Raw genomic sequence first — 25,938 nt, forward strand, 5'->3', positions numbered from 1 at the left:
CCCGAACGGGTTTGGCCGTTTCCTGCGCTTTACGGATAGCCCGAACCAGGCCCGTGCCGTCTCCTGGCCGGCAACGACCCAGGCTTCAGGAGCGAAGAGCCATGCTCAAGACCGGCAAGGATTATTTGGAACGGCTGCGCGACGGGCGCACCGTCTATATTGGGCGCGAGCGCGTCGACGACGTCACCAGCCACCCGGCCTTCGCCCAGGCCGCTCGCTCCTTCGCCGCCTTTTTCGACATGAAGGCCGATCCGGCCCGGCGCGAGGACATGTCCTACGAGGAAGACGGCGACCGCCACAGCCTCTATTACCTCAAGGCGCGCAGCAAGGACGATCTCGCCCGGCGCAGCACCGCCCACCGCCTGCTCGCCGAAGCCAATTATGGGCTGCTCGGCCGATCGCCGGACTATGTCTCCAGCTTCATCACCGGCATGAGCCTGAAGCCGGACTTCTTCGGCGCCTATGCGGACAATGTGGGCAACTACTATCGCTTCATGCGCGACAACGACATTTTCGCCGCCCATGCGATCGTCTCGCCGCAGAGCGCCCGCGACCCCACTTTCTATCAGCAGAAGAACCTCCCCAATCCAAGTTGCCGGGTGATCCGCGAGGAGGATGACGGCATCGTCGTCCATGGCATGAAGATGCTCGCCACCAGCGCACCTGTCGCCGACGAAATCTGGATCGGCAACATCCTGCCGCTGGCACCGGAAGCTAAGGCGGAGTCGATCACCTTCGCCGTGCCCTGCAATGCGCCGGGCCTGTCGCTCTGGTCGCGCAAACCCTTCGCATCGCAGGCGCAGAGCGAATTCGACGCGCCTCTGACCTGGCGTTTCGACGAGCCCGACGCCATGGTCATGTTCGACAATGTGAAAGTGCCCTGGGAACGGGTGTTCGTGCATGACGATCCGCAACGATCGCGCGCGCTCTACATCGAGACCGCCGCGCATTCTTATGGCAATCACCACTCCAACGTGCGGCTGCAAGTGAAACTGCAAATGCTTGTGGGCCTCGCCAGCCGCATCGCGCAAGCCAATGGCGCCGACCAGGTGCCTGCCGTGCGCGAAACGCTTGGCCGGCTTGCCGCCCTCGAAGCGCTGTTGGAAGCCACCGTCGCCGGCCAGATCCAGGCCGCCGAGGAATGGCCGACACCGGGCTATCTCACGTTCAACCGGCGCATGATGTATGCGGCGCTCAACTGGGGCGTCGAGAATTATTCGGCCATCATCGACACCGTGCGCGAACTCTGCGGCGGCGGCGTACTGCAAATGCCCGCCGATCTCTCCATGCTCGACGACGAGGGATTGGCGGAAACCTTCCACACCTATTGGCGGACACCACAGATGACGGCACTCGACCGGATGAAACTGTTCAAACTGGCCTGGGATATGGTCGGCTCGGAACTCGCCGGCCGTCACCAGCAATATGAGAAGTTCTTCCCCGGCGCGTCGTTCATCGTGCGCAATCACAATTATCGCGAGGCGCCCTGGGAGAAATGGCACGCCACGGTCAATGACCTGCTGGCCCGCACCACCCAATCCACCCCGACCATCGCCGAACCCGTTTAGAGGACACATCCCATGGCCCGTATCGACATCGCCGACCGTAGCAAGCTGCCGCAGGAATTCGATGAACGCTTCAACATCATCGAGCGCTCCAATGGCTATATTCCCAACAGCTATCTCTTGCTCGCGCACCGTCCACCGATCTTGAAGGCATTGATGGACCTGTCACAGGCCGTCATCCGCGACGAAGGCACGCTCGATCGCGGTTTCCGCTTTCTCGTCGCTTACATGTCGAGCCGTACGGCCGGCTGCCAATTCTGTCAGGCGCACAACATTTCCAGCGCGTCGCGCTGGGGCATCAGCGATGAAAAACTCAACGCCATCTGGGACTATGAAACGAGCCCGCTATTCAATGAGGGCGAACGCGCCGCTTTCGATCTCGCCCGCGCTGCCTCGGTTGTGCCCAATGCGGTCACCGACGAGATTTTCGTCCGCTTGAAGAAGCACTTCACATCGGAACAGATCGTCGAGATGGTCTCCGTCATCGCCCTCTTCGGCTGGCAGAACCGGCTCAACGACACGTTGCACACCGATCTCGATGCCCATACGCTCGACTGGGCGGCCGAATTCGGTCTGGCGGAAAAGACCGGCTGGAATCCGCAAGACCATCTCGGCAAATCCACCGAACCGGCGTGAGGTCGCAATGTCAGACACCATCGATGGCCCCAAAGCCTTCAACCTGATGAAGTGGATCGCCGAAAACCCTGACAAGCTGAAACCGCCGCTGGGCGCCAAGACGATTTTCCGCGAGGATGATTTCATGGTCACGGTGGTCGGCGGCCCGAACGCGCGCACCGACTACCACGTCAATCCGACGGAGGAATTCTTCTTCCAGCTTCAGGGCGAGGTGAAGATCGGCCTCCAGCACGATGGCAAACCCTACGATCTCGTCTTGCCGGAGGGCTCGATCTATTTGCTGCCCGCCAACGTGCCGCATGCACCGCAACGCGGCCCCAATACAGTGGGCCTCATTATCGAGCGCATCCGCAAGAACGGACTGCTCGACACCCACCGCTGGTATTGCGAAGAGTGCAACAACGTCCTGTTCGAGAAGACCGTGCAGATCGAAATTCTCGAACGCGACATGCCGCCGATCTTCGACGCCTATTACGGCAATCCGGACAATCAGCTTTGTAAGGCCTGCGGCCACCGCAATCCCGGCCGGCCAGCGCGGGCTTGAAGCCCGCGCCTCAAGCCTCTTTAAGGTATCGCCGAGAGCACGATGAACACGGCGAAAATGCCGAGATGCACCACGCCCTGCAGCACCGTGGTGCGGCCCGTGCCCAAGGTGATCGTGCTGACGAACAATGTCAGCACCAACAACACCAGATGCGCCGGCGACAGACCGAGGGTGAGCTGCTTTTCCGCGAAAAGAGACACCAGCGTGACGACCGGGATCGTCATGCCAATGCTGGCGAGCCCTGAGCCGAGGCTCAGATTCACGCTGTTCTGCAGGCGGTTGACGATCGCCGAACGGAACGCGGCGATACCTTCGGGCAGCAGCACGACCGCGGCGATGACGACACCGACGAAAGCCTTCGGCAGACCGGCGGCGGCAATGGCGTTGTCGAGCGGATAGGACAGGATTTTGGCGAGGAGAACGACGGCGACGAGAGAAATCGGCAGCAGAATGACGCTTGCCGCCGTCACAGAGCCCGAAGGCGCCGGAATTTCATCGTCGAGCGAATCCGATTTGGCTTCCATGAAATAGTCGCGGTGGCGAATGGTCTGCACGAAAATGAACGCGCCGTAGAGAACCAGCGACACAGAGCCGACCGCCACCAACTGGACGGCCGAAAACTGCATCGGGCCGCCCGCTTCCGTGAAATTGGGCAACACCAGAACCAGAATGCCCAGAGTTCCCAGAACGGCCAATGCCGAGGAAGCGGCATGCAGTTGAAAGGTCTGTTCGTGATGCCGGCGCCCGCCGGCCACCAGGCAAATGCCGATCACGCCGTTGAGCACGATCATCAAGGCGGAATAGACCGTATCTCGCGCCACCGTCGCGGCACCTTCCGCCGTCGACAGCATGATGGAAACGATCAGCGCCACTTCGATGATCGTCACGGCCGCAGCCAGAATGATCGATCCGAAAGGCTCGCCGACCTTCGCCGCCAGCACCTCCGCATGATGCACCGAGGCGAAGACAGCAGCGGCAAGAAACAGCGCCGCGATGGTGAGGACGATGGCCGACGTCTCCGAAGCGACGCCGGCGAGTTTGAGTGCGATGAGAATACCAGCGCCGACCGGGACGAGCCAGGACCAGGCGGGAACGTGATCGTGATGAGCGTGTGCCATGGGACCTGCTTCGTATCGATCTAAATCCGACCGCGCAACTCGCGCTTTAAAACCTTGCCGTAGCTATTCTTAGGCAAATCTTCGAGGAAGACATAACGACGCGGCCGCTTGAAACGCGCCAAACGATTGAGACACAGCGTGTCGAGTTCATCGGCCGTGATGTCGGAGGCATTGGCGACCACGCAGGCCACCACCAATTCGCCCCACTCGCGATCCGGTTCGCCGATGACAGCCACTTCGCGCACGCCGTCATGTTCGAGCAGAACTTCCTCGATCTCGCGCGGATAGATATTGCTGCCGCCGCTGATGATCAGGTCTTTCTTACGATCGAGCAGCGTGAGAAAGCCTTGTTCGTCCAGCTTGCCGCTGTCGCCCGTATGCAGCCAGCCATCTCGCAACGCGGCCGCTGTCGCCTCCGGATTTTTCCAATAGCCAGCCATCACGCAGTCGCTGCGCGTCACCACTTCGCCCAGTTCGCCCGGTGGCAAAGGCTTGCCGTCATCGTCGACGACCCTCACTTCGACGCCCGTACGCGCGGGGCCGCAGGAGGCCAGCCAATCGTCGCGATGATCGCGCAGGGCTTTCTCGTGATGATACTTGTCGAGACCGGTGATCGTCATCGGCGACTCGCCCTGGCCGAAGAGCTGATAGAATTTCGGCCCGAAGGCTTCGAGCGCACTCTTCAAATCCTGCACATGCATCGGGCCGCCGCCATAGATGATGCATTTCAGCGACGAAAGGTGGCCACGCCAGCGGCCAACCTGCCGAACCAGCCGGTTCACCATGGTAGGCGCCGCGAACATGCTGACGTTCTCATATCGGCCCAAGGCATCCAGCACTTCATCGGGATCGAACGAGCCCGACAGAATGAGATTGTGCGAACCCTTGGCGATATGCGGCAGCGCATAAATGCCCGAACCATGAGTGAGCGGCGCGGCGTGAAAGATCGTGTCGCGTTCGTCGAGCTGATCGATGTCGGCAAGGTAGCTCGTGGTCGAGAACATCAGGTTGCGATGGGTCAGCATCGCGCCCTTCGACTTGCCCGTGGTGCCGCTGGTGTAGAAGAGCCACGCAAGATCGTCGGGCGCAGCGGGCGTCACGGGCATGCCATCGCCTTTGCACAGCGCCACGAAAGCCGGATCGCTCGCATCGAACAGGAAACACTTATGCTGGCTAAATTCCGGCACGGTGCGGATGGCCGCCGCCTGTTTCGGCGAGGTGAGGCAGAGCGCGGCATCGCTGTCGGCGATCAGGTCGAACAATTCGCGGCCATGCAGTTTGGCATTCATCGGCACGGCGACGAGGCCGGCCCGCCAGATGGCAAACAGCGCCAGCAGCAGCTCGATGCTGTTGTCCATCGCCAGCGCCACCCGGTCGCCCTTCGCCAAACCGAAATGGCCCCGCAGCGCACCGGCAAAAGCCGCGACATCCGCGTTGAACTGCCCATAGGTCAGGCTGCGCCCATCCTGCGTGACGGCCTGATGATCCGGCAGTCGCTGCGCCGTCTGCTCCAGAAGCGCGCTGATGTTCATCTCACCTCCCTCACAGTCCGATCATCCCCGAATTTCGATATGCTCGCCGTCAGGTCCGCGAAACACCACACGGCGCCACGTCTCCTCGCCCGGCTCCCGTGCCCCCGTTTTGTGCGGCGCCTGAACCAATTCGACGCCGGCCGCCTGCAAGTCGTGCACGGCACCATCGAAATCGTCGCTGTGCAGGCAGAAGTGAAACCCCTGCATCGGCGCGTCCTGGTGCCCCACCAGTTCGAGCACCGTGCCGCCCAGTTTCAGATAGGCGATCTTGAGGCCGGTCGGCGTCACATAGTCATTATAGGTCTTGAAGCCGAAGGTGCGCTCGTAAAAGGCAACCGAACGGGCAAGGTCCGCCACATCAAGCGCCACATGATCGATCCGCGTGAAAGCCACCTGCGCCTCCCTGCCGGTGAAGCCGGGATGGTAGCAAGCCTGGCCTAGGGAATGGAAGCGCGGTCTTGAGGGCTGGAGGCTTTACTTCGCCAGCAGGATGAAATCGGTGCCCTTGCCGGTTTCGATGCTGGCGCCGAGGTCGGAGATGATCAGCGAGGCGCCGGGGGTGAGCGCCTGGGCAATGGCATCGCCGATCTCTTCGGGCACATGGACGCGCCGCAGCGCTTCCGAAGCCCCTGACATGTTCCACCAGGAGATCGGGCCGTTGGCGGCGACGCGCACCGGCGTGCTGGGGCCGGCGGCCTGGCGCTGCTTGCGGGCGGCGATATCGCGCTCGCGCTGCACGGAAATGGCCGAAGGCACCGTTAAGGACGACCAGCGCATGTTGTCGCCTGAGCCTTCAACCGCCGTCATCACATGAGTGCCGATCGGCCGTTCCGGATCGTCGATGGTGATGGCCGTCTCGAACACCGGTTTGAAATCCTGCCGGACGTAGAGCTTGCCGTCCTTCTTGCTGATGAAGACGGAGAGCGGCCCGGCTTTGCGATCGAAGGTCGGCGGACGCTTGTCGCGGAAATCCTTCGGCAGCATCAAATCGAACGCGCCGGCATCGAGGCTGGCGGTGACTTTGACGCGCGGCGCGACCGGCACCGCGGCCGTTACGGGTTCGGGCTTCGCCGGCTTGCTCTCTTGCGCATCGAAATCGATCACGACGTCTTTGGATGACGAGACGGCATCGGGCTTGGCCGGCGCGACCCAGGCGAGATCGAGCGGTGCCGGCGCCTGCGTCGCAAGGCCGGTCTCGCTGTCGACGATGCTCGGCTCCGGCTCGCCCGGCGCGATGGACTGACGCAGATTGGCATCGGTCGAAACGCTGGCAACGGGCGAGGGATCGCTTTGCCGCAGATCACTTGGTCGCCGATCACTTGGCGGCACATCGCTCGGCAAAAACACGACGGGCACCGGTTCGGCGGTCGGGATCACCACATTACTGTCGTAGCGCGGCAACCGTTTGAAGAAGCTCGGCGCTTCGATCTCGGCCAGCGACACTTCCTGATGGGTGACAATGACGCGCACGTTGAGCTTGGTCATGCCCCACAGCCGCATGGCGAAGGCCTTCGGCAAACGGATGCAACCATGCGAGGCCGGCGCGCCGGTCACGCGCCCTTCATGCAGCGCGATGCCCGACCATGTCAGCCGCTGCATGAACGGCATCGGCGCATCGCTGTAGATGTTCGACTTATGATCACGGTTTTTCTGCAGAATGCTGAACACGCCCGTCGGCGTTTCATGGCCGACGACACCGGTGGAGACGGTGGTTTCACCGATCGGCATCAGGCCTTCGTACAGCGTCAGGCGCTGCTGATCGAGCGAAACGACAATGGTGAGGGGCGCGCGGGGCCGCACCGGCCGCTCGCTCGCCGCCGTGACTTTCGCGCGCGGCGCGGCAAGCGCGGCGGGCGACACAGCAGCAAGAAGGCCGGCAGCCAGGCCGGAAAGGATGATTCGGTGCGAAAACATCGGCAGCCCTTGAATGACCCAAGCTCTACCAAAAAGGCCTTAAAAATCCATAGATCACGAAAGATTTGAGACTTTCTGACGAAGACTGTGGCTTCGTGATCACGCCTTCAGAGCGGAACCCTGCCCCATTCTGGCACGATCAATATGTTAGCGGCTCACGCCAACACTCACTCGGCCGCGCGGACATCCGGCTGATTGAATTGCAGCCGCGCCAGTCGCGCATAGAGGCCGCCGCGCGCCACCAAAGCAGCATGACTGCCTTCCTCGACGATGCGTCCGTCTTCCATCACCAGAATGCGATCGGCTTTCAGAACGGTCGCAAGCCGATGCGCGATGACGATGGTCGTGCGCGAGCCCATGATGTTTTCCAACGCCGCCTGCACCAGCCGTTCATTCTCCGCGTCGAGCGCCGACGTGGCTTCGTCGAGCAACAACACGGGCGCATCACGCAGAATGGCGCGGGCAATGGCGAGCCGCTGTTTCTGGCCGCCCGACAATGTCACGCCGCGTTCGCCAACCCGAGCTTGATAGCCCTGCGGCATCACGCGAATGAATTCGTCCGCCGCCGCGCGACGCGCCGCATCGACGATCGCCTCCTGCGGCGCATCTTCACGACCATAGCGAATGTTGTCGGCGATCGTTCCCGAGAAGATCACAGGCTCCTGCGGCACGAGCGCGATGCGCGCCCGCACGGCATCGGGATCGGCCTTCGCCACATCGATACCATCGACGCGCACGACGCCCGATTGCGGATCGTAGAAGCGCAGCAACAGCTGAAACACCGTCGATTTGCCAGCGCCCGACGGCCCGACAAGCGCCACCGTTTCGCCCGGCGCGATGGAGAATGTCAGCCCCTTCAAGGCCTGCGCATCGGGACGCGAAGGATAAGCGAAATGTACGTCTTCGAAGGCGATGCGGCCCTGCGCCGGCTGCGGCAATGCCAGGCTCGGCACAGGCGCGACGATCTTCGGCTGAATGGCAAGGATTTCGGCAAGCCGCCCGGCAGCGCCGGCGGCTTGGGAAATCTCGCTCCACACTTCCGACAGTTGTCCGAGCGAGCTGGCGCCGAACACCGCATAGAGCACGAATTGCGACAACTGCCCCGCCGACATCCGCCCGGCCAGCACGTCCTGCGCGCCAAGCCACAGCACGGCGATGACGCTGGAGAAAGCCAGGAAGATCGCCACCACGGTGAGCAGCGCGCGCGCTGCCGTCGTATCGCGCGCCGCGCCATAAGCATCCTCGACCGCCTGGGCGAAACGGCGCAGAGTGCCGCCCTGCGCGTTGAACGCCTGCATGGTGCGTACTGCGCCAAGATTTTCGGCGGCGAAAGCCGAGGCTTCGGCCAAAGTGTCTTGCGCCCGGCGCGCACGCCGGCGCACGCCCCGGCCGGAGGCGACCAGCGGAAAGACGATGATCGGGATCGCCACCAGCACCAGACCCGACAATTTCGGGCTGGTGTAGACCATCATCGCCACCGCGCCCGCGAACATGAAGAGATTGCGCAAGGCGACCGAGGCGGAGGCGCCGAAGGCCGCTTTCATCTGGGTGGTATCGGCCGTCAGCCGCGACAGCAGTTCGCCGGTGCGTGCACCGTCGAAGAAAGAGGCATCCAGCCGGGCCAAATGGGCGAAAACATCCCGTCGCAGATCGGCGACCACCCGCTCACCGACGATCATCACAAAAAAATAGCGCAGGCCCGAGGCCACCGCGAGAACCGCCACAACCGCCAGCATGGCCAGGAAATAGCCGCCGATCAGGGCGCCGCCATCGCCCGAAAAGCCGTGGTCGATCATGCCCTTGACCGCCACGGGCACGGTCAAGGTTGCGACCGAGGCGACCGTCAGGGCGGCCAAGGCACCGAAAATCTGCCCTTTATAGCGTAAAGCATAGGGAATCAGCGGCAAAAGCGCTTTCAGCGAGGTCCTTGGCGGATCTTCGGATGGATCGGTCTGCGGGCGGAAAATGTCGGCCATGGCCCTGTTTACGCGCTTTGTGACATGGTTGGAACTGCGCCAGGTCGTCTCGGGATTGCCGTTTTGGGAAGCCATCGAGGAGCGCCTTACATATCCCCCCGAACCGCCAGGGCAAGCCCCTGAACAGCCACCTTGTTCCGGCGGCTTCCTTCCTGTATAGGAGCGCCCGAAATCCGGTTTGCGCCGGCCCGGCCGCGCGCGGGATGCCAAGGCTCGAAGTCTTGGCTCTCTTCCGGTCCCGTTTCAGACAGAATATTCGCAGGACATCCGATGAAAGCCGATATCCATCCGCACTACCACATGATCAAGGTCGTCATGACCGACGGCACCGAGTACCAGACCCGGTCGACCTACGGCAAAGAGGGCGACACGCTGAACCTCGACATCGACCCGAAGACCCATCCGGCTTGGACCGGCGGTTCGGCCCAGCTGCTCGACCGCGGCGGCCGTCTGTCGCGCTTCAACTCGCGCTTCGGTTCGCTCGGCGCCAAGAAGTAAGCTTAGGCTTCTTCGAACAAAGAAAAACCCCGGCGCGAGCCGGGGTTTTTCTTTTAGTCAGATCGAAGTTCGTCCGGGTTTTAGCTGCCCTGGAAAGCCGCGCGCAGCCGCTCGAGCTGGGCCGCGACACCAGCACGGGCCTCGTTTTCGGCCGAGGCCGGGGCGCCCGAATAGAGCAATTGATCGAGATGGACGATACGCGCCTGCAAGCGCAGTGACTGGGTCGTCAAATCGCGCAGCCGCTCCGGCATGCGGGCGAAAACGTCCGGGCTTGAGGCAATGTCCTGACGGGTCAGCTTGACCTTGTGCTTTTCACTGGCCGCCTGAGTCTGGGTCATTTCGCCTTCGTTGACCGCCCGTTGCAGCAGGAGCCAGGAGGCCAGCTGCATCAACCGCGTGGTCAAGCGCATGCTCTCGGAGGCATAGGCCAAAGCGTCGGGCCGGTTCAGGCCCCGCGACTCCTGCCGGCCAGGCCCGTCGAGGTAGGCGGCCGCCTCTTCCACCAGCAACATGCCCTCGCGAAACAGGGCCTTAAACGCATCCGAGCCGGCCAGCTTGCTGGCGAAGGACACCGTATTACGCTGCTCATCGTTCCGCGAATTCAACATCGAAGGATTTCCACCAGCCCCAGCGTCCGGCATCACCATGCCAACCGCGCCTTAATCGTGGAATGATCCTATCGCCAAAATTCGTCGTGCGGGCGTTTAATATTTGTTAACCTTAACGTGCCATGGGGCCTGATTTGTCGCCCTTTCCGGGCACAAAAAAAGAGCCGCAAGAGGCGGCTCTAAAGGTGGTAACAGGGAGGCGTCAAACAGAGTGGACAGGAGCCACTCGAAATCCCGAAAATTCAGGACAATCCTTTAATACTTCAGACTCCCTAATGGACAGTTAACAGCGGGCGACCGCCCCTGCTCCGAAATGGCGCGCAGTCGCGATACGACACTCTCGCGCCGAGCAAGGCCGTCCTGCTCCGATAAACGCGCTATGACTTTTTGAAAAAGGCGTCGGCCGCGTTTTTCGAAGCGTCTTTCGCTGCGGCCGCGGTTTCCAGCCGCGCGATTTCGGCCTGTAGCAACTCGACGCGCTCGCGCAATTCGCCGGCCGACAGCATGTCGAGATTCTCACCAATCTCATGCACGATCTTTTTGCGTGGCGGCGCGCCGAACACATTGTCCTCTTCGTCGGACCTGGCCATGGCTTACTCCCCGCGCTGTTACCGAGCGGTGTCATAGCGGTTTCCGACGGTTCATGTCGAGGCGGCCCCTCGCCGATGCCCAGGAGGCATCGCAGCGATCCTTTCAGCATCGTCCCACCGTGCCTAAGCCGGTCTATGAAAGCGCTGAAACGCTTGAAGCGTTCGCTTTGGGGAGGTCGCCGATGGACCATTTTCGCAACGGGCTCTATGCGGCCGTGATAACGCTGGCGGCGTGCACGGGGGAGGCAGAGGTGAAGGCAAACGACTTGTCATCAGATTTGTCATGGGACATCCGCACCGAAGCAGGCCTCGTGCGGGGCGCGCCGCGCGATATGAATGACGTGTTGGCCTTCAAGGGCATTCCTTATGCCGCGCCACCCGTCGGCAAGCTGCGCTGGCACGCGCCGCAGCCGCCGTCGCCTTGGAGTGGCGTGCGGGATGCCGCTGCCCATGGCGCCCGTTGTCTTTCGGCGCTTGAGAAAGATCGCGAGCCAGGACCACGCAGCGAGGACTGTCTTTATCTCAATGTCTGGACATCAGCGAAAAGCACGGCTGAGAAACGCCCGGTCATGGTGTGGGTGCATGGCGGTGGCTTTCAATTCGGTTCTTCGGCCGGCCCCGCCATCGACGGCGCAGCGCTGGCGCAGAAAGGTGTCGTCGTCGTCAGTTTCAATTATCGCCTCGGTATTCTCGGCTTCTTCGCCCACCCAGATCTCGATGCGGAGGGACCATCGGGAAACTATGGCTTGCAGGATCAGCTTGCGGCGCTGCGCTGGGTTAAAGCCAACATTGCCGGTTTCGGTGGCGATCCCGATAACGTCACTTTGTTTGGCGAATCCGCTGGCGCTCATGCCATCGGCATCCTGATGGCCTCCCCTCTCGCGCATGGCCTGTTTCACAAAGCCATCGGAGAAAGCGGCGCCTTCTGGGATGGCCGCAACGGTCCCCTCGAAAGCTTTGAGGAAGCCCGCGCCCGCGGCCAGGCTTTCGCGCGACAGCAAGGCGATATGTCGATCGCCGCTCTGCGCGCCCGGCCCGCCGAACAGGTAAACGCAGCCGCTCTGTGGAATTTCGCCGTCAATCCGATCGTCAAAGCTTTTTCGCCCAACATCGATCGTTATGTCGTCCCCGACGTGCCGGCGGCACGTTTCGCGCGTGGCGAACAGATGCGCATTCCGCTGCTGGCCGGCTGGAATGCCGCCGAAGACGTGCCGTTTCGCTCGCAAGCGCTGCCCCATTCATCGGCACAAGCTTTTCGCGCGGCCGCCGAGCGCATGTTTGGCAAGGATCGTCTCGCTGATTTCCTTAACGCCTATCCCGCCGACAGCGACGCGCAGGCCAAGGCCTCTGCCGAAGCGCTTGCTGGCGACTATGTCATCAGCGAACAGACTTGGCAGTGGTTGCGTCTGCATCAGCGCACAGGCCACGCACCCACCTATGGCTATCTATTTTCTTACACATCGCCCTACACGCCGGTCGCCTCTCACGTGACCGAAATTCCCTTCGTCTTTGGCACGCTGACGCCGCAATTCGTGGTCGGCAGCACCACGCCACCCGCCGAGGTCGATCGCGCGATGGCGCAAATCATGATGAACTATTGGGCGAATTTCGCGACGCGCGGCGATCCCAACGGTCCTGGCCTGCCGCCTTGGCCAGCCTATGGAGAGAACGACATCGTGCAGATCCTCGGTACGACCATCGAAGCGCAGCGCAATCCACAGAGCACACGTTTCCGCTTCCTCGACAGTTTCCGAGAGAATGGCATCCTGCCGATGCGATGGCGTGAATTGCCATAGCGCATGATGCACCATCATTGCGCACGTCGCTGTGAACGGGTGCAGCTCAAGCATTCGCATCTCATACCTGACTAGCACGGTCGATAATGGAATCGATCAAACATGCGCAGTCAGTGATTGCCATGGCCGATAAGGCACGCTACCACCGCCCCGAACAACAGACGAAAAATGTGGGGGCATCAAATGAACACTCCGCCGCAGACCATGCTCTGCATGGCCATTCACGGCGCTGGCGGGCCGGAAGTGCTCCAGCCGGAAACTCGCCCTGTGCCGCAGCCGAAAGATGGCGAGATTCTCGTCCAAGTCGCCGCTGCCGGCGTCAATCGTCCCGATGTCTCGCAGCGTCTTGGCCGCTATCCGCCGCCAGCCGGCGCATCTGATCTACCAGGTCTCGAAATCTCCGGTACCGTCGCGGCCTTAGGCCCTGGCGCTTCACGCTACAAGATCGGCGATAAAGTCTGCGCGCTTGCGCATGGCGGCGGCTATGCAGAATACTGCACGGTGCCTGAAAGCCATGCGCTGCCTGTGCCACAGGGCTTTTCGATGGTCGAGGCGGCCGCCATTCCCGAGACATTTTTCACCGTCTGGGTCAATGCCTTCATGACGGGCAAGCTCGCCGCAGGCGAAACGATCTTGATCCATGGCGGCTCGTCGGGCATCGGCACGACGGCGATCATGCTGGCTCATGCACTGGGCGCTAAATCGATCGTCACCGCCGGCAGCGATGCCAAGCTGCAAGCCTGTCGCGATCTCGGTGCCGATCACGGCATCAACTATCGCACGCAGGACTTCGTCGCCGAAGTAAAACGCATCACCGAAAACAAAGGCGTCAACGTCATTCTCGACATGGTTGGCGGCAGCTATGTGCAGCGCAATTTCGAATGCGCCGCCATGGACGCACGCATCGTGCAGATTGCTTTCCAGCAAGGTTACAAGATCGACGGGTTTGATCTGCGGCCTATCTCGGCCAAGCGGCTCGTCTATACCGGTTCGGCGCTGCGGCCGCGCACGGTTGCCCAAAAGGGTGCCATCGCGCGCAGTCTCGAAGAGGCCGTTGGTCCGCTGTGGGCCAAGGGCAAGTGCAAACCGCTCATCGATTCAACCTTTCCGCTGAGGGACGCGGCAAAGGCACATGCGCGGATGGAAACCAGCGAGCACATCGGCAAGATCGTCATGACCGTGTGAGGGGACACCCACTCGCTTTCTGGAGGGGAAAGCATGAGCATCGATAGAAGAAAAGTCATCGCCGGCGCGGCTGCTGCCGCATCGGCGAGCATCCTGGCCAAGCCGGCGCTGGCGCAAGGCCAGCCGATCAAGATCATCTATCCTTTCGCACCCGGCGGCGGCGGTGACGGCGTCGTGCGCTATCTCGCCGATCAGATGCGCCAGGCGATGAATGAAACGGTCATCGTCGAAAACCGCGTCGGCGCAGATGGACGCATCGGCGTGCGGGCCGTCACCTCAGCACCGCCGGACGGGCGCACCTTTCTCTTCTCGCCCTTCGGGCCGATCGTCATTCACCCAAGCGTCTATACCAACCTGCCCTATAATCCGCTGACCGATCTGGTGCCGGTGGCACAGATCTGCACGCAGGAATTCGCGCTTTCGACCGGGCCGATGACAGGCGCGAAAAATCTCAAGGAATTGGAAACGTGGCTGCGCGCCAATCCTGACAAGGCGGCCTTCGGTTCGCCTGGCGCCGGCACGATCCCGCATTTCTCCGGCGTGATCTTCGCCACCGCCGCCAAAGTGGAATTGCGCCACGTGCCGTTTCGCGGTTCCGCCCCCGTGCTCAACGATGTCGTCGCCGGGCAGATCGCGCTCGGATCAACACCTGCGCCAGATGCCGCCGCCCTGCACAAGGCCGGGCAGATCCGCATTCTCGCCACCTCCGGCGCCACGCGCTCAGCGTTCACGCCTGACGTGCCGACCTATAAAGAGCAAGGTTACGATATCGTCGCCGAAGGCTGGTATTCTATCCACGCGCCGGCGCACACGCCTCAGGCGATCGTCGACAAAGTCGGCGGCATTCTCATCAATGCGGTGAAAAGCCCGGAGGGCAAAGAGATCATGACCCGTCTCGGCCAATCGCCGACCGGTCGCCCCGGCGCGGAACTCGCCGCTATTCAGAAGCGCGACTACGAATACTGGGTCGGCCCCATCAAGGCCTCAGGCTTCAAGCCGACGGACTGAAGAACAGCGGGGAAAGATCCTGAGGAAAGCCGGCCTCCGCGCCGGCTTTCTTTTTTGCGCCATACTCTGGAACGAATGTTGCTTTGCCGACTTGGTACCCCATAGGTCGACGACGGAATGTTCAAGAGGAAGTATCGATGCGGTCTTTCGACCCGATGCGTAATTTTCCCGAGCTCGACGCGCTGCCGGAAACGGAAGCGAAACGTCTAATCGTCGAAACACAAAAACGCATCACCCGCGAACCCGTCGTCTTCATCGGCCTGATCGTCGCGCTGCTGATTCCCGCCTTCACCATCCTGTTGACGACCGAACTGACCGGCCTGTTCGCCGCCGCCATCGTCGGCGCGCTGGTCGGCCTCGTCGCCTGGGCCTACATGATCGCCGTCATCAAGCCGCGCATGCATGCCGCCTTTCGCGCCATGGGATATCAGACGCAAGCTTGAAAACCTGTGCTTGTCCGCGTAGCCGTGGTATTTTCCGTTCATCCAAGATCATAGGTCGAGACGATCGATGACCTATTTGTGGCGCCTCATTTTCACAGTGGTGGTTCTCGCCGGCCTGGCCGCGGCTTTTATGAGCGGCGCCGCGTTCGAGCGCATGGGTTCGGCTGGGCTCGCCTCCCTGATCTGCCTCGCCGTGTTGCTGGCGATCTTTTTGCCGCTCGAGCTTTTGTGCTGGAGATTCCACGTCGAAATGCTGATCGTCTTCGCGGCGCCGGCGGTCGGCTATCTCCTGCCCCATCTGCTCTTCGCCTTCGCGCCCAACTGGCCGGAGGCCGCCCCCATCATCACCAGCTACGCGCTGATGCTGCTCACGGTCGGCATCGTCTGGGCGCTGTCCTATATCGGCCTGCAGCTCTTCCGCCGCTTCCGGCACGGCAAGGACTACGGCTATCCCGACAACAGCAGCGCCATGACCGACGATTACATTCGCCAGCTCGGCATGCTGCGCCTGCGCAAGGACGCGGCGAAGCGGAGGGATTAACCCTCCACGTCCTGCAATCCGCGCTTGCGCATCAGCGCTTCCGGCGTCGGCAAGCGGCCACGGAAATGCGTATAGGCATCGGCCGCTTCGCGACGGCCGCCAGCGGAATAGATGTAGGTCTTCAATCGTTCGGCGAGCGCCGGATTGAAAATGTCGCCGGTCTCCTCGAAGGCGCTGAATGCGTCCGCATCGAGCACTTCCGACCAGAGGTAGGAATAATAGCCGGCGGCATAATGGTCGCCCGAGAAGACGTGCGAGAAATGCGGCGTACGGTGACGCATGACGATTTCTTCCGGCATGTGGATGGCGTCCAGCCGATCCCGCTCGAAAGCGGCCGAATCCACCTTGGCCGGCGGCGTCAGCGCGTGAAAATCCATATCGACATAGGCCGACGAGCAATATTCCACCGTGGCGAACCCCTGGTTGAACGTCCGCATGGCGAGCAGGCGCTCCAGGAGATCGTCAGGCAGCACTTCGCCGGTCTGGTAATGTTTGGCGAATTTGCGCAGCACGTCCTTCTGCAACAGCCAGTGTTCGTAAAGTTGCGACGGCAGTTCGACGAAATCCGTCGGCACGCTGGTGCCGGAAATCCTTGGATAGGTGACGTCAGACAGAATGCCGTGCAGCGCATGACCAAATTCGTGGAACAGCGTACGCGCTTCGTCGATCGAGAGCAGCACCGGCTGGCCCTCGCCCGGCTTGGCGACGTTGAGCACGTTGAGAATGATCGGACGCTCGTCGCCATCGAGCTTGCGCTGATCGCGGATCGAGGTCATCCAGGCGCCGCTGCGCTTGCTCGGCCTTGCGAAATAATCGCCGACGAATAAAGCCACATGCTTGCCGGTCGCGTCCTTCACCTCATAGGCGACGCAATCAGGATGATAGAGATCGAGCCCTTTGCGTTCCTCGAAGGTCAGGCCGAACAGCCGGTTCGCCGTGTAAAATGCCGCTTCCCGGATGGCGTTAAGTTCGAAATAGGGTTTGAGCCTGGCTTCATCGATGTCGTAGCGGGCGTGACGCACCTTCTGCGCATAGTAGCGCCAGTCATGAGCGGCCAGCTTGAAATTGGCCCCCTCCGCCTCGATCATCTTCTGCATGTCGTCGCGCTCTTCGAGCGCCCGTGCCCGGCCACCGGCCCAGACGCGATCGAGCAATTGCCGCACGGCCTGCGGCGTGCGTGCCATCGTGTCGTCGAGCTTGTAGTCGGCGAAGGTGTCATAGCCGAGCAATTTTGCTCGTTCCGCACGCAGAGCAACGATTTCTTCGACGATGGCGTGATTGTCGGTCGCCCCGCCATTGGCCCCGCGCGCGATAAAAGCCTTGAACACCTGTTCGCGCAGATCGCGCCGCGACGAGGTTTCCAGGAACGGCTCCACATGCGAACGCGACAGCGTCACCGCATAGGGCGCATCGACACCGCGCGCCTTGGCCGCCGCTGCCAGACTGTCGACGAGCGACGGCGACAGACCGGCAAGATCCGCCTTGTCATGGATCGGCAGCACGAAGGTCGATTCGTCCTTCAACACGTTCTGGCCGAAACTGGTGGAAAGATCGGCCAGACGCTGCACGATCTCGGCCATACGCTGGCTTTCCTTGCCCGTGAGTTTCGCACCGGCGCGCACAAAATCCTTATGGATGAGTTCGAGCACGCGCCGTTGCTCGTCGTTCAATCCCAGGCTGTCGCGCTTTTCATGAAGCGCATCGACGCGCTTGAACAAAGCCGCATCCATATAGATTGCCGCATAATGGGCCGCGAGTTTCGGCGCGATGTCGCGCTCGATCGCCTGCAGTTCATCATTGGTGTCGGCCGAGGCCAGTTTCCAGAATACGCTGCTGACCTTGTCGAGCAGCCGGCCCGAACGCTCAAAAGCATCGATCACATTGGCATAGGTCGGCGCGGCGCTGTCGCCGGCGATCGCCGCCATCTCCTGGCGATGTTCCGCCATGCCCCGTTCAAACCCTTCGCCGAAATGTTCCGTCTTGATGGCGCCGAAAGGCGGCAGTTCGAACGGCGTCGCCCAGCTCTGAAAGAAAGGGTTTGCGGCCATGACATATGCTCCGGGGGATCATAGAAAAACGGTGGTTCGCAGACATCCGATGTAGTCCTCGCAGCGTCCAAGCGAAAGAGCCGACATCGAAAGACAGAGAGAAAATGTAATTTGATGGACATTGTCGGATCGCATGTGGCGATTGTAGGGTGATCCCGGAGTATCTCTGTTGAGGAAACGTCATGATCGAATTGCATTATTGGCCGACGCCAAACGGCCAGAAGATCGCCATCTTCCTGGAGGAGACGGGCGTGCATTGGGAGGCGCATCCCGTCAACATCGGCAAGAACGATCAGTTCAAGCCGGAGTTTTTGGCCTTTTCGCCGAATAACCGCATCCCCGCCATCATCGACCGCGCCCCGCGCGATGGCGGCGCGCCGGTGAGCGTGTTCGAATCCGGTGCCATCCTCATGTACCTCGCCGAAAAGACCGGCCGCTTCATGCCGCAGGATCTGCGCGGCCGCGTGCAAACAATGGAATGGCTGTTCTGGCAGGTCGGCGGCCTCGGCCCGATGGCCGGACAGAACCATCATTTCGGCCGCTTCGCGCCGGAGAAAATTCCATACGCCATCGATCGCTATGTGAAGGAGACAAACCGTCTCTACGGCGTGATGAACACCCAGCTCGGCAAGCATGAATATCTCGCCGGCGATTATTCGATCGCCGACATGGCCGCCTACCCCTGGGTGGTGCCCTATGAAATGCAGAGCCAAAAGCTCGAAGATTTTCCAAATCTGAAGCGCTGGTTTGAAGCCATCAAGGCCCGCCCTGCCGTGGTGCGTGCTTATGAAAAAGGCGATGCCATGCGTAAGGCAGGCTGAAACCGACCTTCAATTCGCAACACGTCAAACCGTGAAACGGCCGGCACAGAAACGTGTCGGCCGTTTTGTCGCATCATGACGTTTCTCGCCGCTTGCTATCAGGAGCGACCGCAACACCGTTGACGAGAGCAGTCCATGAAATTCGGTTACACGATCGCTTATGTTCCCGATGTCGCGGCTTCGCTGGCATTCTTCGGCAAGGCTTTCGGTCTGCCCACGCGCTTCCTGCATGAGTCCGGCACTTACGGCGAACTCGAAACCGGCGAAACGGTGCTCGCCTTCGCTTCTGAAGACCTGGCGACCATGAACTTCCCTGCTGGCCACATCTCGGCGCACAGCTCCAAACTCCCGCTCGGCATGGAGATCGCTTTCGTCACCGACGCTGTCGAAGCGGCCCACGCCAAAGCTCTTGCCGCCGGCGCCAGCGAACTCTCGGCACCGGCACAAAAGCCCTGGGGCCAGGTCGTGTCCTATGTTCGCTGCCCCGCCGGCATTGTGGTGGAGTTATGCACGCCCGTTGCATCCTGAACCCGAAGCTCAAAGTCGCGGCTTTGTGAAACAATTTGTAATCCGCTGGCCATGTATCGGACACACAGGGCCACCACATCGGACCTGGGAGGGGAGCAGATCGCAAGATAGGAGCCCCACTATGCGAACATCGAAACCCCTCTTGGCCTTGGCCTTCGGCGCCGTCGTCACCTTGGGCTTTGCGGCTGCGCCCGCCGTCGCGGCGCCCAACCATCCAGCGAAGATTCCCGCCGCCATGCAGGCCTATCAGCCCGACGATGTCATCATTCGTCCGTCATCCATCCGGCGCCCTGTCCCTGATGGATGCTATGTCGCGCGCGCGCAAATCCCCGTGGTTGGCGCCGGTCTGCAATGGGTGCAACAACTCACCTGCCCGTATGGCAACCATTGATCCAACATATTCATAACGACCAACGGCGAGGTGACCTCGCCGTTTCCTTATGGGGTGGTGACGAAATCGCGCGCGGCCTGCCGCAATGTCGCGCCGAGCCAATTGGCGGCCGACCCCAATTCCGCGTCCGCGTGAAACAGCGACAGACCGAGTTGCGGCAAAGCGGGCAACCCCACTTCTTCCGCGACGAGCGGTTTCACCTTCTGCGGCAAACCAGCCGGCGTGCGCACCGTGACACCAAGCCCAGCCGCCGCTGCCGCCCAAAGCCCGGCAAGGCTTGGACTGACGAAAGCGATGCGCCAGGAAATGCCCGCCGCATCGAGGGCTTTCGTCGCCGCCGCGCGCATGATGCACGGCGCTTCAAGCGATGCGAGAGGTACGGGTTCGTTGCCGTCATGGATTGGCGCTGCGATTTCACTCGCCGCGCCAATCCAGCACATCGGCAGTTCGGCGATCGGCTGATGCGGCAAGATCACCGCGCGATCGCTCCAGGCGAGCGCCAGATCGAGCGTACCGGCACCGACACGCTCGACCAGTTCGGCATTGCGGGCAACACGCGCTTCGATGCGCACCTTTGGATGAGCGCGAGCGAACCGGCCGAGCACGTCAGGCAGCAGGCTTTCGGCGAAATCCTCCTGCAAGCCGAGCCGCACCCAGCCTTCAAGTTCGACGCCACGCACGGCGGCCGCCGCCTCGTCGTTGAGGTCAAGCAAACGATGCGCATACGCGAGCATGGTCTCGCCCGCCTCGGTCAGCGCCAGCCCCCGCCCCGCCTTGCGGAAGATCGGCGTGCCGGCCTGCTCTTCCAGCTTCTTCATCTGGGCACTCACCGCCGATGTCGAGCGGCCGAGCCGGTCGGCCGCCTTGGCGAAATTGCCCAGCGCCATGCCGGTGGCGAATGTGCGCAGCACGTCCATGTCGAATGTGGTCTGGCGCATCTTATAATCCCAAAAAATAGGATCATTGATCCATAATATTCTGATTGTTGGAACAATCCTGCGGTGGGAAGCTCTGGCTGTCAAGTTTTTCCAGCCCAGGAGCCCACCATGCCCGTCGTCCGTGTTTCCCTCCTCAAGGGCAAATCGCCCGAATATCTCCAGGCTCTGTCGGAGAACGTGCAGCGCGCCATGGTCGAGACCTTCGACGTGCCGCCGCGCGACCGCTTCATGATCATCCATCAGCACGAGCCGCACGAGTTGATCTTCGATCGCACCTATCTCGCCGGCCCGCGCTCCGACGATTTCGTGCTGATCGCCATCAATGTCGGCAAGCCGCGTACGCCCGAAACGCGCCAGGTCTTCTTCAAACGGCTCGTCGAACTGCTGGGTCAGTCACCCGGTTTGCGCCCAGAAGACATCATGGTCTTCATCACCACCTCGACGCCGGACGAATGGTCCTTCGGCCATGGCGTGGCACAGATGAGCCAACCCGGCTGGGAAGCCTTGGCTTGGGGAGGTGCGGCATGAACGCCAATCCGCGATCCATGACCATCCGCCGCCCCGGCAATGTGCAGCCTTCGCCATCAGGAACGGCCAGCAAGCCGTTCTGGGCCGAAATGCTGCTTGAGGGTGGCGACGGCGAGATGACCGCGATGCGCGCCCATTTCGATCCCGGCGCCATCTCCCACTGGCACAGCCACCCACGCGGTCAGTTTCTCTACGTGCTCTCGGGCCTCGGCCGCGCCCAGCGCGATGGCGGCAAGGTCGAGACGTTACGATCCGGCGATGCGATCTGGTTCGCGCCGGGCGAGAAACATTGGCACGGCGCCGCGGAAGACAGCCCGTTCAGTTATCTCAGCATTCAACCGCGAGAGGATGGGCGGTTCGTCGATTGGATGGAGTCGGTGGCAGACTCAGCCTAAAAAGATGCAGGCAATAGCCAAGTAGCGCCTCCCAGCTCGCAACAACTATTCAGTCTAGCGCTTTATGTGGGACTATTGCAGACTAGTGAGCGGGCTTATCAGCGGGACTGGCTGGCAAAATAAATGAGAGCAGGATCAGTTTTTATTTCGTATTCATGGGACTCGGCACATCATAAACGCTGGGTGAAAAATCTTGCATTGAAACTAATGGAAGCCGGAGTGGACGTCATCGTCGATCAACTGCATTTGCAGCCCGGCGAAAGTTTAACTCAATTCATGGAGAGAAGCCTCAATCGCTGCAGAAAGGTCTTGGTCATTTGCACGCCGAACTATGCACGGCGCTCGAATCGACGACGCGGTGGGGTCGGATACGAACAACAGATTATAACGGCTCAAATCGCGCAGGGATTACGTCGAAATAAATTCATTCCAATACTGAAGAGCGGTCAATTCGACGGCCATAACTGCAGCATACCAATCCACCTTTCCGGCATTTCTACGCTAGATATGCGATCCTCCTATTCCAGGCGAAATGCGTTTCAACGGCTTTTGGAGAACCTACATCCCACAATTTCGGTAGCTATTTCGGATCACTCGTCAAGAGCTCGACACGTCCGCCTTCCAAACATTGAGCTAGATGGCTGGCAACTCCGTAGCGGAGTCGCCTCTCATCACAGAAATCCTCGTAGTTTTTGGATTCCATCGGAAGCTCAGCGCAGACACATACCGATTGGCACATTTGTGAAGCTGATATTCAGTATCAAAATTAGAAGTCAGAAAGAAGATTTTGGAGAACGTATGTGGGTCAGACTTCAACGTCGAGACGGCCCCTATTATATCGGCACACTCGCTAATCACCCGTTTAGTTATGGCGATCAACGAAAACTAGCCTATGGCACATCAGTAGTCTTTTTGCCCGAACACATTATTAGCATCGCGAACCCACCGCAAAACTAGTACTAACATAGTACCGTTCACCATCCGGGCTTCATCTCACACGATCTCCACATTCACCGTACCGATGCCCTCAAGGCTCGCTTCGAGCTTCGCTGGGCCATTGAGCGGAACGGGATCGTTCAGCGTGCCGGTGGTGATGAACTGACCGGCCCGCAGACCGCCAAAGGCATCGGCTTGCACATTGGCCCAGGCCACGACGGGGATCAGCGGATCGCCGTCGCCATGGCCGCCAAGCCGGTCGTTCTTCACCACGCCATCGACCAGCAGCCGGCAACGGATCCGCGACAGATCGAGCCCGGCAAAGGTCTTCGTGCCAGCGCTGATCACATAAGCACCATTGTTGAAATTATCGGCGACACGCGCATCGAACGGCGCGTCATCCACATTGCTGAAACGCGAAGCGACAAGTTCGATGCCGACGAAAATCTCGTCGATCGCCGCCAGCAGGTCTTCGCGCGTATAAGGCTGGCCGGAGCGCAACGGCAGATCGCGACCCAGACGAACCGCCAATTCGGCCTCGATCTTCACACCGCCGATACCTGGACCAAGCCGCCAGCGCGCGCCGGACGATACGACGCCGGTCGACAGAATGGGCGCGGCGAAGGCGCCACCGCCGTCGGGCCGAAAGCCGACTTTCCAACCGCTCGCTTGCGCCGACAGCCCCCGCGCCACTTCCGCCTGCACCCGATAGGCTTCGGCCGCGCCGGCCGGCGCGAGCGCTGCTTCATAGCGCGCCTGAGTGGCGCTGCGATACGCGGCCAGCAAAGTGTCGGCAAGCGGCAAAAACGTCATCAAAACCTCCAAGCACGGTCATGAACCGGGCTTCAGGCGATTTTGACAGCCGCCCGAGGCCGCGTGACCCACCAGAGCATCCATGCCACCAGAACGATGCCGGCGCCAGCGTAACCCATCAGATGCGCCAGATCGCGCGTGAACATCACGCCGCTGACGTAAGATCCGGCAGCTTGCCCGATGTAGACGGCCGATGTGTTGAGCGCCACGGTCACCGCCGCCAGCGCAGGTGCGGCACCATAAAGCCGCGCCTGCTGCATCGCATTGGCAGCGGCGAAACCCAATCCCCAGACGACGACGCCCACGCCCATGACGACAAGCGCACCGCCGCCGAAGGCCCACAGCAACAGGCCGGTGGCGACCATGCCGGTGGCGATGCCTGATGTGACAAAGGCACCCAGGCGCTCGACGATGCGCGACGCGATAATATTGCCGGTGAAACTCGCGACACCGAACAAAGCGAAGAACAGAGCGATAATGCTCGCACCCGCGCCGATGAGCCCAAGCGAGGGGCCCATGAAGGTGAAGACGACCAGCTGGCCGCCGATCTGCAGAATGGTGATCGCTAGCAGAATGAAGATCACCCGGTCACGCGCGATCTCGCCCCAACTCGACAGGGAGAACGGCGCGCCCCGCAGCCGGCCAGGCAAAGTGGCGAAGACGAACAGCCCCGTGACGAGCGCCGCACCGCCCAAGGCCGCGAAAGCAAACCGCCAGCCGAAGGATGTCGCCAGATAGGTCATCAACGGCATGCCGACCGCAACCGACAAAGACCAACCGATGAAGACGAAGGCGATGGCGCCCGGCCGTTCCTTCTCGGGCACGAGCAGCGCGACGGTACCGGCGGCCTGCGGCGTGAACACCGCCGCGAAGAACAGCATGACGAGGCGCAACACCAGCACCGCCGGATAGGAGGAGACGAAAGACGAGGCGAGATGCGCCAAGGCCACCGTCACCAGGGAGCCAACCAGCAACGTGCGCCGGTCAACGCGGCTCGTCAGCCAAGCGACCAGCGGCGAAGCGATGCTCAGAAGCACCGCGCCATAGGTCACCAGAAGCCCGGCATCGCGCACACTGACGTTCAAACCCTCGGCCAAAGGATGCAGCATGGCCGCCGGCGCCATGACGACGAGACCGGTGATGAAATTTCCGGCGAGCAGCGCCAGGCGTGCAGGCAAGGCGGTCATCGACAATCCATGGGATGGAGCCAGAGCAGCGGGACAAGCACTCAAAACAAATACTTGGAACAGATACCCGGCACAAATACTCGGCAGCGCCCCCAAGAACACAAACCAGCCGAGCCTGCCCGCCGAGCGTTGTGGGCAAGTATGCGAGCCTCAGGGCTTCGGCAAGGGGACATCTCATGCATTCAGCGCATGGCACCTCGCTATCAAAGGCCACGCCCTACTGACGAGTGTCGTCATCGTCCCGTTGTAAGCGCGGCCGGATCGGCGTCAGTCGTCCTCGCCTTCGTCGATTTTGCGCACGAGGTAGAGAAAGAAGGCCGCGAAAGCCAGAAAGACGACAAAGGCGATCCCGGCGGACAGATAGTCCTCGATGGCGGCAAACCAGATGACGCAGAGGAAGGCGACGCCAGGGAATAAACCCAAGGCGTACAGACCCAGTTCGGCGGCGATCTTTCTGACTCCGGTCATCTTCGGCTCGCACGCTCGGTTGCGATGGCCTTCGCGCATCGACAGGCGCAGCATAAAACGCCCGCAACGCCTTTCCAAGCGTTGCGCGCTTTGATCACGAAGCCTTTACCGCGTTACGCCGAGAAAAATTTGAGGCTATCGCTTATTGCAGGAAGGCCCGAATCGTATCGGCCACCACCTTCGGCTGCTCCAGGGTCGGGAAATGGGTTTTGCCCGGCAGTTTGTTGGGCCGATACCAACTGTTTTTGGCCGCAAAATCGAGCTGCGCCTGCGCATATTCCGGCTCGAAAGGCTGCGAATAGATGTGGGTGATCGGTCGCAGCTCCTTGAACGCCGCCATGCGCTGCATCGGATTGCCCCATTTGCGATAGGCAATGGCGATCTCGCGACCGGAGCGCGCCCACATTTCGAAACTATAGCTCGCCATCTCATTATTGACGTGATGGATGATGTCCTGGTTCTGGGTTTCACCGATCCAATAGTTGAAAAGATCGCCGCGCCCGTTTTCCCAATTGGTGCGATCCTGCAGATCATCGATCTGACGCAGAAAATCGGCCCGTGGCGTCGTCTGAATCCAATCGATCACCACCACGCGCGGAATACGCGCCTTGCCCATTCTGTCAGCCGTTTCGACATTGGCCCAGCCCCCGTGGGAGGTGGACAAAGGCACGGCTTGCTCGATCTTCATATGATCGAGGAAAGCGATGACGTCGGACGCCTGATCGCCGGTGATGAAATCGCCGTCATGGTCGCGATGGTCACCATGGCCGCGCCAATCTAGACGAATGACACGATGCGTCTTCGCCAGTTCCGGCGCCAGGAACTTGAACAGACGATGATCCTGGCACCAGCCTGAAAGCAACAGGATGACATCGCCTTCACCCGCATCGTCATAGGAAAAGCTATTGGCGCCGAGTTTGACGGATTTCAT

The 25,938-nt window shown here is 61.2% G+C and carries 28 protein-coding genes; 15 read left to right on the forward strand and 13 right to left on the reverse strand.

What is annotated here, in order from left to right:
- The first annotated feature begins 101 nt into the window (after nucleotides 1–101).
- From OIM99_RS22435 to nbaC, 3 genes are read left to right on the forward strand one after another with little or no spacing between them, the layout of a single operon-like run.
- Nucleotides 102–1,568 (forward strand): 4-hydroxyphenylacetate 3-hydroxylase N-terminal domain-containing protein, encoded by a 1,467-nt coding sequence (locus OIM99_RS22435; protein WP_311852709.1) that lies wholly within the window; start codon nucleotides 102–104, stop codon nucleotides 1,566–1,568.
- A gap of 12 nt (nucleotides 1,569–1,580) precedes the next feature.
- Nucleotides 1,581–2,201, forward strand: a complete 621-nt coding sequence (locus OIM99_RS22440; protein ID WP_311852710.1) for a peroxidase-related enzyme — start codon at nucleotides 1,581–1,583, stop codon at nucleotides 2,199–2,201.
- Between the two features lie 7 nt (nucleotides 2,202–2,208).
- Complete coding sequence (nbaC, locus tag OIM99_RS22445; RefSeq protein ID WP_311852711.1) at nucleotides 2,209–2,745, forward strand: 3-hydroxyanthranilate 3,4-dioxygenase; 537 nt, start codon at nucleotides 2,209–2,211, stop codon at nucleotides 2,743–2,745.
- A 20-nt stretch (nucleotides 2,746–2,765) separates the two neighbouring features.
- Here the strand turns inward: nbaC and OIM99_RS22450 are convergent, their stop codons facing one another.
- From OIM99_RS22450 to OIM99_RS22470, 5 genes are all read right to left on the reverse strand, one after another.
- Complete coding sequence (locus OIM99_RS22450) at nucleotides 2,766–3,863, reverse strand: ionic transporter y4hA (RefSeq protein WP_311852712.1); 1,098 nt, start codon at nucleotides 3,861–3,863, stop codon at nucleotides 2,766–2,768.
- Nucleotides 3,864–3,883: 20 nt separating this feature from the next.
- Nucleotides 3,884–5,395, reverse strand: a complete 1,512-nt coding sequence (locus tag OIM99_RS22455; protein ID WP_311852713.1) for a long-chain fatty acid--CoA ligase — start codon at nucleotides 5,393–5,395, stop codon at nucleotides 3,884–3,886.
- A gap of 21 nt (nucleotides 5,396–5,416) precedes the next feature.
- The gene (locus OIM99_RS22460) at nucleotides 5,417–5,788 is read right to left on the reverse strand and encodes a VOC family protein (RefSeq protein WP_311852714.1); all 372 of its coding nucleotides are present in this window, start codon (nucleotides 5,786–5,788) and stop codon (nucleotides 5,417–5,419) included.
- Between the two features lie 81 nt (nucleotides 5,789–5,869).
- Nucleotides 5,870–7,309 (reverse strand): L,D-transpeptidase, encoded by a 1,440-nt coding sequence (locus OIM99_RS22465; RefSeq protein WP_311852715.1) that lies wholly within the window; start codon nucleotides 7,307–7,309, stop codon nucleotides 5,870–5,872.
- Between the two features lie 167 nt (nucleotides 7,310–7,476).
- Nucleotides 7,477–9,285 carry an ABC transporter transmembrane domain-containing protein gene (locus OIM99_RS22470; protein ID WP_311853155.1) on the reverse strand — a complete coding sequence of 603 codons (1,809 nt, stop codon included), beginning with the start codon at nucleotides 9,283–9,285 and terminating at the stop codon, nucleotides 7,477–7,479.
- 270 nt (nucleotides 9,286–9,555) lie between these two features.
- On the opposite strand from OIM99_RS22470, the gene rpmE reads away from it, so the two are divergent.
- Nucleotides 9,556–9,783, forward strand: a complete 228-nt coding sequence (gene rpmE / locus OIM99_RS22475) for a 50S ribosomal protein L31 (protein ID WP_311852716.1) — start codon at nucleotides 9,556–9,558, stop codon at nucleotides 9,781–9,783.
- 80 nt (nucleotides 9,784–9,863) lie between these two features.
- Here rpmE and OIM99_RS22480 read toward each other — a convergent pair whose 3' ends face one another.
- Nucleotides 9,864–10,391: a DUF1465 family protein gene (locus OIM99_RS22480; RefSeq protein WP_311852717.1), complete on the reverse strand. Its 528-nt coding sequence runs from the start codon at nucleotides 10,389–10,391 to the stop codon at nucleotides 9,864–9,866.
- A 377-nt stretch (nucleotides 10,392–10,768) separates the two neighbouring features.
- On the reverse strand, nucleotides 10,769–10,954 hold the full coding sequence (locus tag OIM99_RS22485) for a DUF1192 domain-containing protein (RefSeq protein WP_409371549.1): 186 nt from the start codon (nucleotides 10,952–10,954) through the stop codon (nucleotides 10,769–10,771).
- A gap of 278 nt (nucleotides 10,955–11,232) precedes the next feature.
- Between OIM99_RS22485 and OIM99_RS22490 the strand changes: the two genes are divergently transcribed.
- From OIM99_RS22490 to OIM99_RS22510, 5 genes are all read left to right on the forward strand, one after another.
- Nucleotides 11,233–12,777: a carboxylesterase family protein gene (locus tag OIM99_RS22490; protein WP_311852719.1), complete on the forward strand. Its 1,545-nt coding sequence runs from the start codon at nucleotides 11,233–11,235 to the stop codon at nucleotides 12,775–12,777.
- Nucleotides 12,778–12,960: 183 nt separating this feature from the next.
- A complete protein-coding gene (locus tag OIM99_RS22495) occupies nucleotides 12,961–13,962 on the forward strand; it encodes an NAD(P)H-quinone oxidoreductase (RefSeq protein WP_311852720.1) in 1,002 nt (333 codons plus the stop codon).
- Between the two features lie 33 nt (nucleotides 13,963–13,995).
- Nucleotides 13,996–14,970, forward strand: coding sequence for a tripartite tricarboxylate transporter substrate-binding protein (locus OIM99_RS22500; RefSeq protein ID WP_311852721.1), 975 nt, complete (start codon nucleotides 13,996–13,998; stop codon nucleotides 14,968–14,970).
- A gap of 137 nt (nucleotides 14,971–15,107) precedes the next feature.
- The gene (locus tag OIM99_RS22505) at nucleotides 15,108–15,413 is read left to right on the forward strand and encodes a hypothetical protein (RefSeq protein ID WP_311852722.1); all 306 of its coding nucleotides are present in this window, start codon (nucleotides 15,108–15,110) and stop codon (nucleotides 15,411–15,413) included.
- Between the two features lie 67 nt (nucleotides 15,414–15,480).
- Nucleotides 15,481–15,954, forward strand: a complete 474-nt coding sequence (locus OIM99_RS22510) for a hypothetical protein (protein WP_311852723.1) — start codon at nucleotides 15,481–15,483, stop codon at nucleotides 15,952–15,954.
- Here the strand turns inward: OIM99_RS22510 and OIM99_RS22515 are convergent.
- Complete coding sequence (locus OIM99_RS22515) at nucleotides 15,951–18,002, reverse strand: M3 family metallopeptidase (RefSeq protein ID WP_311852724.1); 2,052 nt, start codon at nucleotides 18,000–18,002, stop codon at nucleotides 15,951–15,953. The genes OIM99_RS22510 and OIM99_RS22515 overlap by 4 nt on opposite strands.
- A 182-nt stretch (nucleotides 18,003–18,184) precedes the next feature.
- Here OIM99_RS22515 and OIM99_RS22520 point away from each other — a divergent pair, with 182 nt between their 5' ends.
- From OIM99_RS22520 to OIM99_RS22530, 3 genes are all read left to right on the forward strand, one after another.
- On the forward strand, nucleotides 18,185–18,823 hold the full coding sequence (locus OIM99_RS22520) for a glutathione binding-like protein (RefSeq protein WP_311852725.1): 639 nt from the start codon (nucleotides 18,185–18,187) through the stop codon (nucleotides 18,821–18,823).
- Between the two features lie 135 nt (nucleotides 18,824–18,958).
- Complete coding sequence (locus OIM99_RS22525; protein WP_311852726.1) at nucleotides 18,959–19,351, forward strand: VOC family protein; 393 nt, start codon at nucleotides 18,959–18,961, stop codon at nucleotides 19,349–19,351.
- A gap of 121 nt (nucleotides 19,352–19,472) precedes the next feature.
- Nucleotides 19,473–19,742 (forward strand): hypothetical protein, encoded by a 270-nt coding sequence (locus OIM99_RS22530; RefSeq protein WP_311852727.1) that lies wholly within the window; start codon nucleotides 19,473–19,475, stop codon nucleotides 19,740–19,742.
- A 47-nt stretch (nucleotides 19,743–19,789) separates the two neighbouring features.
- Here the strand turns inward: OIM99_RS22530 and OIM99_RS22535 are convergent, their stop codons facing one another.
- Nucleotides 19,790–20,680, reverse strand: coding sequence for a LysR substrate-binding domain-containing protein (locus tag OIM99_RS22535; protein WP_311852728.1), 891 nt, complete (start codon nucleotides 20,678–20,680; stop codon nucleotides 19,790–19,792).
- Between the two features lie 108 nt (nucleotides 20,681–20,788).
- Between OIM99_RS22535 and OIM99_RS22540 the strand changes: the two genes are divergently transcribed.
- The 3 genes from OIM99_RS22540 to OIM99_RS27885 all read left to right on the forward strand — a co-directional run bounded on the left by OIM99_RS22540 (nucleotide 20,789) and on the right by OIM99_RS27885 (nucleotide 22,560).
- Nucleotides 20,789–21,208 carry a tautomerase family protein gene (locus tag OIM99_RS22540; protein WP_311852729.1) on the forward strand — a complete coding sequence of 140 codons (420 nt, stop codon included), beginning with the start codon at nucleotides 20,789–20,791 and terminating at the stop codon, nucleotides 21,206–21,208.
- On the forward strand, nucleotides 21,205–21,603 hold the full coding sequence (locus tag OIM99_RS22545; protein ID WP_311852730.1) for a cupin domain-containing protein: 399 nt from the start codon (nucleotides 21,205–21,207) through the stop codon (nucleotides 21,601–21,603). Before OIM99_RS22540 ends, OIM99_RS22545 begins: the two co-directional genes overlap by 4 nt.
- 123 nt (nucleotides 21,604–21,726) lie before the next feature.
- Nucleotides 21,727–22,560 (forward strand): toll/interleukin-1 receptor domain-containing protein, encoded by an 834-nt coding sequence (locus OIM99_RS27885; protein ID WP_409371550.1) that lies wholly within the window; start codon nucleotides 21,727–21,729, stop codon nucleotides 22,558–22,560.
- 36 nt (nucleotides 22,561–22,596) lie between these two features.
- On the opposite strand, the gene OIM99_RS22550 is transcribed toward OIM99_RS27885, so the two are convergent.
- From OIM99_RS22550 to OIM99_RS22565, 4 genes are all read right to left on the reverse strand, one after another.
- On the reverse strand, nucleotides 22,597–23,352 hold the full coding sequence (locus OIM99_RS22550; RefSeq protein WP_311852731.1) for a fumarylacetoacetate hydrolase family protein: 756 nt from the start codon (nucleotides 23,350–23,352) through the stop codon (nucleotides 22,597–22,599).
- Between the two features lie 32 nt (nucleotides 23,353–23,384).
- Nucleotides 23,385–24,539, reverse strand: coding sequence for an MFS transporter (locus tag OIM99_RS22555; protein ID WP_311852732.1), 1,155 nt, complete (start codon nucleotides 24,537–24,539; stop codon nucleotides 23,385–23,387).
- Nucleotides 24,540–24,806: 267 nt separating this feature from the next.
- The gene (locus OIM99_RS22560) at nucleotides 24,807–25,007 is read right to left on the reverse strand and encodes a hypothetical protein (protein WP_311852733.1); all 201 of its coding nucleotides are present in this window, start codon (nucleotides 25,005–25,007) and stop codon (nucleotides 24,807–24,809) included.
- Nucleotides 25,008–25,149: 142 nt separating this feature from the next.
- Nucleotides 25,150–25,938, reverse strand: a complete 789-nt coding sequence (locus tag OIM99_RS22565; protein ID WP_311852734.1) for an alpha/beta hydrolase — start codon at nucleotides 25,936–25,938, stop codon at nucleotides 25,150–25,152.

This window comes from Methylocella sp. CPCC 101449, assembly GCF_031921685.1.
In the GTDB taxonomy this organism is placed as follows: domain Bacteria; phylum Pseudomonadota; class Alphaproteobacteria; order Rhizobiales; family Beijerinckiaceae; genus Terripilifer.

What these genes read in the sequence shown, in the direction of transcription:
- OIM99_RS22435 (WP_311852709.1), top strand. Translation starts at nt 102, where the DNA reads ATGCTCAAGACCGGCAAGGATTATTTGGAACGGCTGCGCGACGGGCGC.
- OIM99_RS22440 (WP_311852710.1), top strand. Translation starts at nt 1,581, where the DNA reads ATGGCCCGTATCGACATCGCCGACCGTAGCAAGCTGCCGCAGGAATTC.
- nbaC (WP_311852711.1), top strand. Translation starts at nt 2,209, where the DNA reads ATGTCAGACACCATCGATGGCCCCAAAGCCTTCAACCTGATGAAGTGG.
- OIM99_RS22450 (WP_311852712.1), bottom strand. Translation starts at nt 3,863, where the DNA reads ATGGCACACGCTCATCACGATCACGTTCCCGCCTGGTCCTGGCTCGTC.
- OIM99_RS22455 (WP_311852713.1), bottom strand. Translation starts at nt 5,395, where the DNA reads ATGAACATCAGCGCGCTTCTGGAGCAGACGGCGCAGCGACTGCCGGAT.
- OIM99_RS22465 (WP_311852715.1), bottom strand. Translation starts at nt 7,309, where the DNA reads ATGTTTTCGCACCGAATCATCCTTTCCGGCCTGGCTGCCGGCCTTCTT.
- OIM99_RS22470 (WP_311853155.1), bottom strand. Translation starts at nt 9,285, where the DNA reads ATGGCCGACATTTTCCGCCCGCAGACCGATCCATCCGAAGATCCGCCA.
- rpmE (WP_311852716.1), top strand. Translation starts at nt 9,556, where the DNA reads ATGAAAGCCGATATCCATCCGCACTACCACATGATCAAGGTCGTCATG.
- OIM99_RS22480 (WP_311852717.1), bottom strand. Translation starts at nt 10,391, where the DNA reads ATGTTGAATTCGCGGAACGATGAGCAGCGTAATACGGTGTCCTTCGCC.
- OIM99_RS22495 (WP_311852720.1), top strand. Translation starts at nt 12,961, where the DNA reads ATGAACACTCCGCCGCAGACCATGCTCTGCATGGCCATTCACGGCGCT.
- OIM99_RS22500 (WP_311852721.1), top strand. Translation starts at nt 13,996, where the DNA reads ATGAGCATCGATAGAAGAAAAGTCATCGCCGGCGCGGCTGCTGCCGCA.
- OIM99_RS22505 (WP_311852722.1), top strand. Translation starts at nt 15,108, where the DNA reads ATGCGGTCTTTCGACCCGATGCGTAATTTTCCCGAGCTCGACGCGCTG.
- OIM99_RS22510 (WP_311852723.1), top strand. Translation starts at nt 15,481, where the DNA reads ATGACCTATTTGTGGCGCCTCATTTTCACAGTGGTGGTTCTCGCCGGC.
- OIM99_RS22515 (WP_311852724.1), bottom strand. Translation starts at nt 18,002, where the DNA reads ATGGCCGCAAACCCTTTCTTTCAGAGCTGGGCGACGCCGTTCGAACTG.
- OIM99_RS22520 (WP_311852725.1), top strand. Translation starts at nt 18,185, where the DNA reads ATGATCGAATTGCATTATTGGCCGACGCCAAACGGCCAGAAGATCGCC.
- OIM99_RS22525 (WP_311852726.1), top strand. Translation starts at nt 18,959, where the DNA reads ATGAAATTCGGTTACACGATCGCTTATGTTCCCGATGTCGCGGCTTCG.
- OIM99_RS22530 (WP_311852727.1), top strand. Translation starts at nt 19,473, where the DNA reads ATGCGAACATCGAAACCCCTCTTGGCCTTGGCCTTCGGCGCCGTCGTC.
- OIM99_RS22535 (WP_311852728.1), bottom strand. Translation starts at nt 20,680, where the DNA reads ATGCGCCAGACCACATTCGACATGGACGTGCTGCGCACATTCGCCACC.
- OIM99_RS22540 (WP_311852729.1), top strand. Translation starts at nt 20,789, where the DNA reads ATGCCCGTCGTCCGTGTTTCCCTCCTCAAGGGCAAATCGCCCGAATAT.
- OIM99_RS22545 (WP_311852730.1), top strand. Translation starts at nt 21,205, where the DNA reads ATGAACGCCAATCCGCGATCCATGACCATCCGCCGCCCCGGCAATGTG.
- OIM99_RS27885 (WP_409371550.1), top strand. Translation starts at nt 21,727, where the DNA reads ATGAGAGCAGGATCAGTTTTTATTTCGTATTCATGGGACTCGGCACAT.
- OIM99_RS22550 (WP_311852731.1), bottom strand. Translation starts at nt 23,352, where the DNA reads ATGACGTTTTTGCCGCTTGCCGACACTTTGCTGGCCGCGTATCGCAGC.
- OIM99_RS22555 (WP_311852732.1), bottom strand. Translation starts at nt 24,539, where the DNA reads ATGACCGCCTTGCCTGCACGCCTGGCGCTGCTCGCCGGAAATTTCATC.
- OIM99_RS22560 (WP_311852733.1), bottom strand. Translation starts at nt 25,007, where the DNA reads ATGACCGGAGTCAGAAAGATCGCCGCCGAACTGGGTCTGTACGCCTTG.
- OIM99_RS22565 (WP_311852734.1), bottom strand. Translation starts at nt 25,938, where the DNA reads ATGAAATCCGTCAAACTCGGCGCCAATAGCTTTTCCTATGACGATGCG.